General features: G+C 67.3%; 6 protein-coding genes and 2 pseudogenes. 4 read left to right on the top strand and 4 right to left on the bottom strand.

Translation table 11 applies throughout. From position 1 onward, the window contains the following. Positions 1-180: 180 nt before the first annotated feature. Positions 181-330 (top strand): annotated as a pseudogene (locus ADK60_RS48445) (transposase); the annotation flags it as partial. Between the two features lie 184 nt (positions 331-514). Here the strand turns inward: ADK60_RS48445 and ADK60_RS19335 are convergent. The 3 genes and pseudogenes from ADK60_RS19335 to ADK60_RS48440 form a co-directional block, all read right to left on the bottom strand. Beyond that, on the bottom strand, positions 515-1027 hold the full coding sequence (locus ADK60_RS19335) for an SMI1/KNR4 family protein (RefSeq protein ID WP_286185288.1): 513 nt from the start codon (positions 1025-1027) through the stop codon (positions 515-517). Positions 1028-1135: 108 nt separating this feature from the next. Beyond that, positions 1136-1933 (bottom strand): GNAT family N-acetyltransferase, encoded by a 798-nt coding sequence (locus tag ADK60_RS19330; RefSeq protein WP_053647585.1) that lies wholly within the window; start codon positions 1931-1933, stop codon positions 1136-1138. Positions 1934-2003: 70 nt separating this feature from the next. Continuing rightward, positions 2004-2267: pseudogene (locus ADK60_RS48440) on the bottom strand (IS630 family transposase); the annotation flags it as partial. A gap of 717 nt (positions 2268-2984) precedes the next feature. Between ADK60_RS48440 and ADK60_RS19320 the strand changes: the two are divergent. Then, positions 2985-3968 (top strand): GNAT family N-acetyltransferase, encoded by a 984-nt coding sequence (locus ADK60_RS19320; RefSeq protein WP_053647582.1) that lies wholly within the window; start codon positions 2985-2987, stop codon positions 3966-3968. Between the two features lie 282 nt (positions 3969-4250). Here ADK60_RS19320 and ADK60_RS46720 read toward each other — a convergent pair whose 3' ends face one another. Beyond that, the gene (locus ADK60_RS46720; protein WP_234371157.1) at positions 4251-4412 is read right to left on the bottom strand and encodes a hypothetical protein; all 162 of its coding nucleotides are present in this window, start codon (positions 4410-4412) and stop codon (positions 4251-4253) included. Between the two features lie 198 nt (positions 4413-4610). Here ADK60_RS46720 and ADK60_RS19315 point away from each other — a divergent pair, with 198 nt between their 5' ends. Together ADK60_RS19315 and ADK60_RS41180 are read left to right on the top strand one after the other, a co-directional pair. Beyond that, the gene (locus ADK60_RS19315) at positions 4611-5462 is read left to right on the top strand and encodes a helix-turn-helix domain-containing protein (RefSeq protein WP_053647580.1); all 852 of its coding nucleotides are present in this window, start codon (positions 4611-4613) and stop codon (positions 5460-5462) included. A gap of 13 nt (positions 5463-5475) precedes the next feature. After that, positions 5476-5581: DUF397 domain-containing protein (locus ADK60_RS41180; protein ID WP_159400494.1), on the top strand; the 106-nt coding region annotated here is incomplete at its 3' end.

Genomic DNA, 5581 nt, shown 5'->3' with positions numbered 1-5581 from the left:
TGCGGCTGCGCCCGACGGCGCAGTCAAGCTCCGGGAGAGCGACGAGCCCGACACCGTCCTCACCACCACGCCGGGGCGGCTGCGGGCGCTTCTGCTGGGCGTCAAGGCGGGGGAGTTCGACCACCTCGCGCAGTAGTTGGCACAGTCCTCCGTCCCTGCGGTCGCGACGTCTTCGCCCCGTTGATCGAGCCGTACTTGCCGATCGGCGACTACGGCCCGTACCCGGAGCGGCTGCGACAGCAGTTCGAGGGCGTGATCTGGCGATTCCGGACGGGCGGGCAGTGGCGGGAGATGCCGATGGAGTTCGGGGCGTGGTCGACCGAGCTTCGGCATATCCGTCGGGACCGCCCACGCCTACGTCACGGCCGTCGTCCGCCGGGCCCGCTGCAGCCCCGACCGGATGACCGTCATCGCCGCAGCCGTCCTCACCTTGGAACGTCAACGCTGATGAATCTCATTGCCGTTCCAAGGTGAGGACGGCTTGGCAATGGCCGTCATCCAGTTGGGCACCGTCTCACGACCAGACAAGTCGACCTTCGGCAACGGAACAGACCGGACAGTCCCCCGCGCCGATCCTCGTCAGCATCTCCGCCACGGAGTCGAAGTAGTGAGCCAGTGACGCGTACTCGCCGGTGACCGTGGGCGCACCCACGAACCATCTGCCGATACGTCCGTCCCTCGCGTCGATGAACTTTCCCGTCCAGCCGTCCCGGTCCGACAGGAACGGGATCCACTCCTCGCGCCATTCGCTCCCACCGGACAAGGGGTGATTCGCGTAGAGCCTCTCCATCGCCCGGATGCCCAGCAAGAAGCTTCCCTCGTCGGGGAACCCGTCGAAGCCGCAGCACATCACGTCGTCGTCGACGTCTTCCTCCGGCAGATCCAGATTGTTCTGCAACAGCCACGTCCGCAGGTCCCCTTGAAGGGAGATCCCCATCCGTTCCTCGGCTGCCGTGAGCATCTGCTCCGTAGCGGGCCCCGGCAGATCCGCGTGATCGGCCGGCGCGTGCTCCCGAAGAAGGCTCATCACACGCGACCAACTCTCAGTCACACTCATCGCCCTCTGCCCTCTGTGCCTCTCTACTGCTCTGACCGGCAACGTTCACCGGGTGCGCCCGGCGACCGCGTTGCCGGTCTACGCTTCGCGGTCGTTGTGCGGGGGCTGGTAGACGTAGGGGGTCGTGGTGCTCAGAACCGCGAACCCGAGCCGTTGCAGGATGGGGCGGCTCTGGTCGGTCGCGTCGACCTGGAGGTAGCGGTAGCCGAGGTCGGCAGCGACTCGGGCACGATGGGCGACCAGAGCCCGGTAGATGCCCCGGCCTCGCCACGCGGCCACGGTGCCGCCGCCCCAGAGGCCCGCGAACTCCGTGCCCGGGTTCAGTTCCATCCGCGCCGAGCACACGGGCAGGTCGCCGGCCATCGCAACGACCATGCTGACCGTCTCCGAGTTCTGGGTGAGTTGGTCGAGCAGCCGCTGCCGCAGACGGGTGCTACTGGTGCCGAAGGCCTGCTCATGGACGTCCGCCACGAGATCCACCCCAGCCGAGTCGGTTACCGGACGCAGGTGAACACCCTCGGGCAGTGCGACGACGGTGGGCAGATCCTGGATCCGGGCGACCATCACCGCCTCCTCCGGCTCGGCTGTGAACCCGGCCGACCGCAACCGCCGCCCGAGATCACCGGGCCGGTCGTGGGCGTACACCTTCCACTCGAACTCGCGCCCCAGCGAGGCGAAGTACCGCACCTGCGCCGCGATCGCCGCGTCTGCGGTGGCATCGTCGAGGTCCGACCAGAGGACACCGTTCCAGTCGTGATCCGCGCCGACCTGTCGCACGACGTCGCCATCACGCTCGATACGGGCGCCAGGGCCGTCGGCCTTCGCGTCGTGCCTCAGCCGACGGTCGAACAGGGCGAGCACTTCTTCATGATCCATCCGCCCACTCCAGCACGGGGCGGGCAACTGTGCCATTGAGTTTTGCCCCCGTTCCCACCAGCATGGCTGATCACGCGGCGTGCTTCGCTGGACGTCCGCCCCAGCGAACACCTTTCTCGCTGCGAATGCGAGCGCGTTCGCGGCGCTGGGCGGCGAGGACATCGGGGTGGCGGGCGTTGGCGTTGCGCCACCGCAGGTAGGCGTGAAGCGCGCGGGTCTGGACGGTGTGGTTGGGGTGATTCGAGTTGGCGAGGGTGAACTGTCGCAGTGGTCCGAAGTGCGCCTCGATCGGGTTGGTCCAGGAGGCGTTGGTGGGGGTGAAGCAGAGGTGGACCATCCCGCACCGTGTCCTCGTCCGCCTGCACGAGCCGGGCGATCTCCGGGACCCGGTTCCCGCCGGCCGAGGCCAGCAACATCATCGCCCGCCGGTAACGCACCGAGCTGGTACTGCCCCGCCGCACGATCCTCTGTAACTGCTGGCCTTCGTGATCCGTGAGCCTGCGGACCATGACCGGCTCTGCCACCGCATCCCCTCCGACCGACCTGAACGTCTCACGACATCGAACCGGTTGATGGCCCGCCAGCACCAACCCGGCGAACCTACGCGGTCGCAGCACTACAGGGATGTCTCCGTCCGGCTGCGCCACTGCGGAGGTTGGGAAGTATCGGCCGGAGAACCTTGCAGGGATGGTGCTTCGAGGTGTGTTCCACCCCTCCCCACGATCATCTTCCGCCCCGAAGCGCAGGGTCGGCTCCTCAGCGAAGTGACCGCCCGCGACTCTTCGCAGACAACCCACTGTGCCCGGCGGGAGCAATGCTCATGACCTGTGGATCGGCCTCGGGTTGAACGCGAAAGGCGTACCTTCCCGAGTGATCGACTTCTGGTCGTCGAGTCCGCCCGGGCCTGCCGGCGAGCCGTGAATGCACCCCACCTCGTTGCTCTCGTCCGCGCCGGGGCCGCTTCGAACGCGGCCGGCTCGTTGAACGGCCGCAGACGACCGCGGCGTGAACAGGGTGGCGGACCTGCCTCGAAGTTCGAGAACATGCGGTCATGTTGGACGGCACGGCAGGACAGGACCTTCCGGTCGGCTTCGGCTTCCGGCCGTATCGCGGCGACGAGGACCACGGCGCCATGGCCGCGGTGCGGCTGGGGTGTGTTGAAAGGGACCGGGTCGATGTCCAATCGGTAGTGGAAGGGCCCCCGACAGCGGCTGAGATCGCCGAGGCTTCTGCCAAGTCGGAGGAGCCGTCCAAGAACCAGATCCTGGTGCTGCTCGACGGGAGCGTCGTCGGCTACTCGACGATCCGGTGGTGGCAGGAGCGGGACGGTACGTGGCTGTACCTGCACCGCGGCCACCTCTTGCCCGAGCATCGAGGCCAGGGCATCGGCTCAGCCATGCTGAGCTGGGCCGAAGAGCGGATCCGCCGGCTCGCCAATCAGCATGGAACGGCGCGGACGGCAGTGATCGGCGCGAACGCCATGGCCTCCGAGCAGGACGCCACGGCACTTCTGCGCGCAGCCGGCTACCGACGTGTCTTCAGCCTGGTCGAGCTGGAGCTGGGCGATCTGCAACATGTGCCCGAGCCGGGCAGCGAGCTGCCGGCCGGGATACGGACAGGGCCGATCGGGACAAGCCACTACCGTGCAGCCTGGAGGACGGTCGTCGATTCGTACGCGGACACCGGTTTCACCCAGAGATGGCCTTTCCAGGACTTCGTCGACACCGCCGACCCGGCATGCTGGAGGGCTGCCTGGAACGGGCAGGACATGGTCGGCGTCGCCCTCTGCTCCATCCACCGTCACGACCGCACCGTGGGCGAGGTGGAAGAGCTGAGTGTCCGGACGGACCAGCGACGCCTCGGAATCGGCCGGGTCCTGCTGCTGGACGGGCTGCGGAGCCTTCGCGAGCAGGGTGCAACGACCGCTCGGCTGTTCACGGGCACGGCGAATCCGCACCGGTCCTACGACCTTTACGAGAGTGTGGGGTTCCGGCGGCGGAACGAGTACGTCCGTTACCGCAAGCCGCTTGCTTGATCGACCGGCCATTGGGCTGTCGGGTCAGTCCACAGGATTTGACAATGCCTCGGCCGGGGTCGCCGTGGTGACCCCGGCCAGGTGTACTCCGTCGGTTTCGCGTCCCGGAGCCGTGAACGATCCCCGCTCAAGCGGCTTCGGCCCGGTCCAGCGCGGCGGTGCCGGGTCGCGCGAGCCAGACAAGTCTGGCGGAGAGGCCCGGTCGCCCTGCGAACAGGCAGAGGGCCCGCTCGGGCGAAGCGAGCGTCATCCGCGTTCGCCCGTCGACGACCAGGAGATGCGTCACCCCGTTGTCGTCGGCGAACCCCCAGGCGCAACCCACCCGTCGGCATCCTGGCCGCCGGCGTCGTACACCTGGACGACGGCGAACTGCCTGGGCGCGGTGTCGAGCACGAGTCCGCACAGCTCCTCGTCGAAGGAGGGGAGGGAGTTTTGCGAGGGCACAGCGGGCATGGAAGTCTCCTGCCTGTGAGGGAGTTGAATGCCGAGCTGCCACCACCAGCGGCAGTTCAAAGCCCTGATGCATCATCAAAAGTAGCCAGTCGGTGGTATGTAGTCCACCGCCTTGAGAGAATCCATGGCACTGTCACTCCAAAGGGTGAGCAGAGCTCGGCCGTGGTGAGCGAAGGAAGGGAGCAGCGGATGCCGCCCAGCAAGGTCCCGCCGAGCATTCGGCAGCGGCGACTCGGTGCGGAGCTGCGCCGGTTGCGCGAGCAGGCTGGTCTGTCGGTCACCCGCGCCGGGGAACTGCACGGCACCCAGCAGTCCCGCATCAGCAACATCGAATCCGGGGGATACCCGGTGAGTGCGGACCGGGTCCGGGCGCTCGCCCGGCTCTACGGCTGCGCGGACGACGCTCTGGTAGAAGCGCTCACCGGTATGACCGGTGGTCGCACGCGCGGGTGGTGGGAGGAGTACCGCGAGATTCTCCCGGCCGGGGCGCTCGATCTGGCGGAACTCGAACACCATGCGGTGTCGATGCGGATCACCTCGGTGGTTCACATTCCGGGTCTTCTGCAAACCGCTGAGCACGCTCGCGCGCTCTTTCGTGATGTGGTCCCACCGCTGTCCCCGCCCGAGGTGGAGCACCTGGTGTCGCATCGCATCAAACGGCAGGCGGTCCTCTTCGGTGCGAGCCCGACTCCGTTGTCGGCTGTCGTCCACGAGACAGCCCTGCGCATGGAATTCGGCGGTCCGGAGGTTGCTCGCGGTCAGCTGGAATACCTGCTGACCGCGAGCGAGTACTCCCACATCGACCTGCGGGTGATCCCGTTCGGGACTGGTAGCTTCCCGAGCTCCGGCGCGGCGATCGTGTACTTCGGTGCAGAGGTCGCGCGCTTGGACAGCGTCCAGGTCGATGGGGACAGATTCGAGTTCATTGACACCGAGCCGCAGCTGATCAAGTATCGAGCTGTGCTGGATCGCTTGGAAGCGAGCGCGCTCAAGCCTGGCGCTTCCCGCGACCTCATCCGCCGTGTGGCCCAGAGCATTTGAGACGGGAAGAACCATGACCACGTACAACTGGCAGAAGTCCTCCTTCAGTGGCGACACCGCCAACTGCCTCTACCTTGCGGCTGCGCCCGACGGCGCAGTCAAGCTCCGGGAGAGCGACG

Origin of the sequence: Streptomyces sp. XY431 (assembly GCF_001279805.1) — a bacterium.
In the GTDB taxonomy this organism is placed as follows: domain Bacteria; phylum Actinomycetota; class Actinomycetes; order Streptomycetales; family Streptomycetaceae; genus Kitasatospora; species Kitasatospora purpeofusca.
The sequence above is the reverse complement of the archived record's forward strand: the minus strand, read 5'-3'. Positions and strand labels throughout refer to the sequence as shown.

Coding starts and splice junctions, on each gene's coding strand:
- ADK60_RS19335 (WP_286185288.1), bottom strand. CDS start 1,027: ATGAGCCTTCTTCGGGAGCACGCGCCGGCCGATCACGCGGATCTGCCG.
- ADK60_RS19330 (WP_053647585.1), bottom strand. CDS start 1,933: ATGGATCATGAAGAAGTGCTCGCCCTGTTCGACCGTCGGCTGAGGCAC.
- ADK60_RS19320 (WP_053647582.1), top strand. CDS start 2,985: ATGTTGGACGGCACGGCAGGACAGGACCTTCCGGTCGGCTTCGGCTTC.
- ADK60_RS19315 (WP_053647580.1), top strand. CDS start 4,611: ATGCCGCCCAGCAAGGTCCCGCCGAGCATTCGGCAGCGGCGACTCGGT.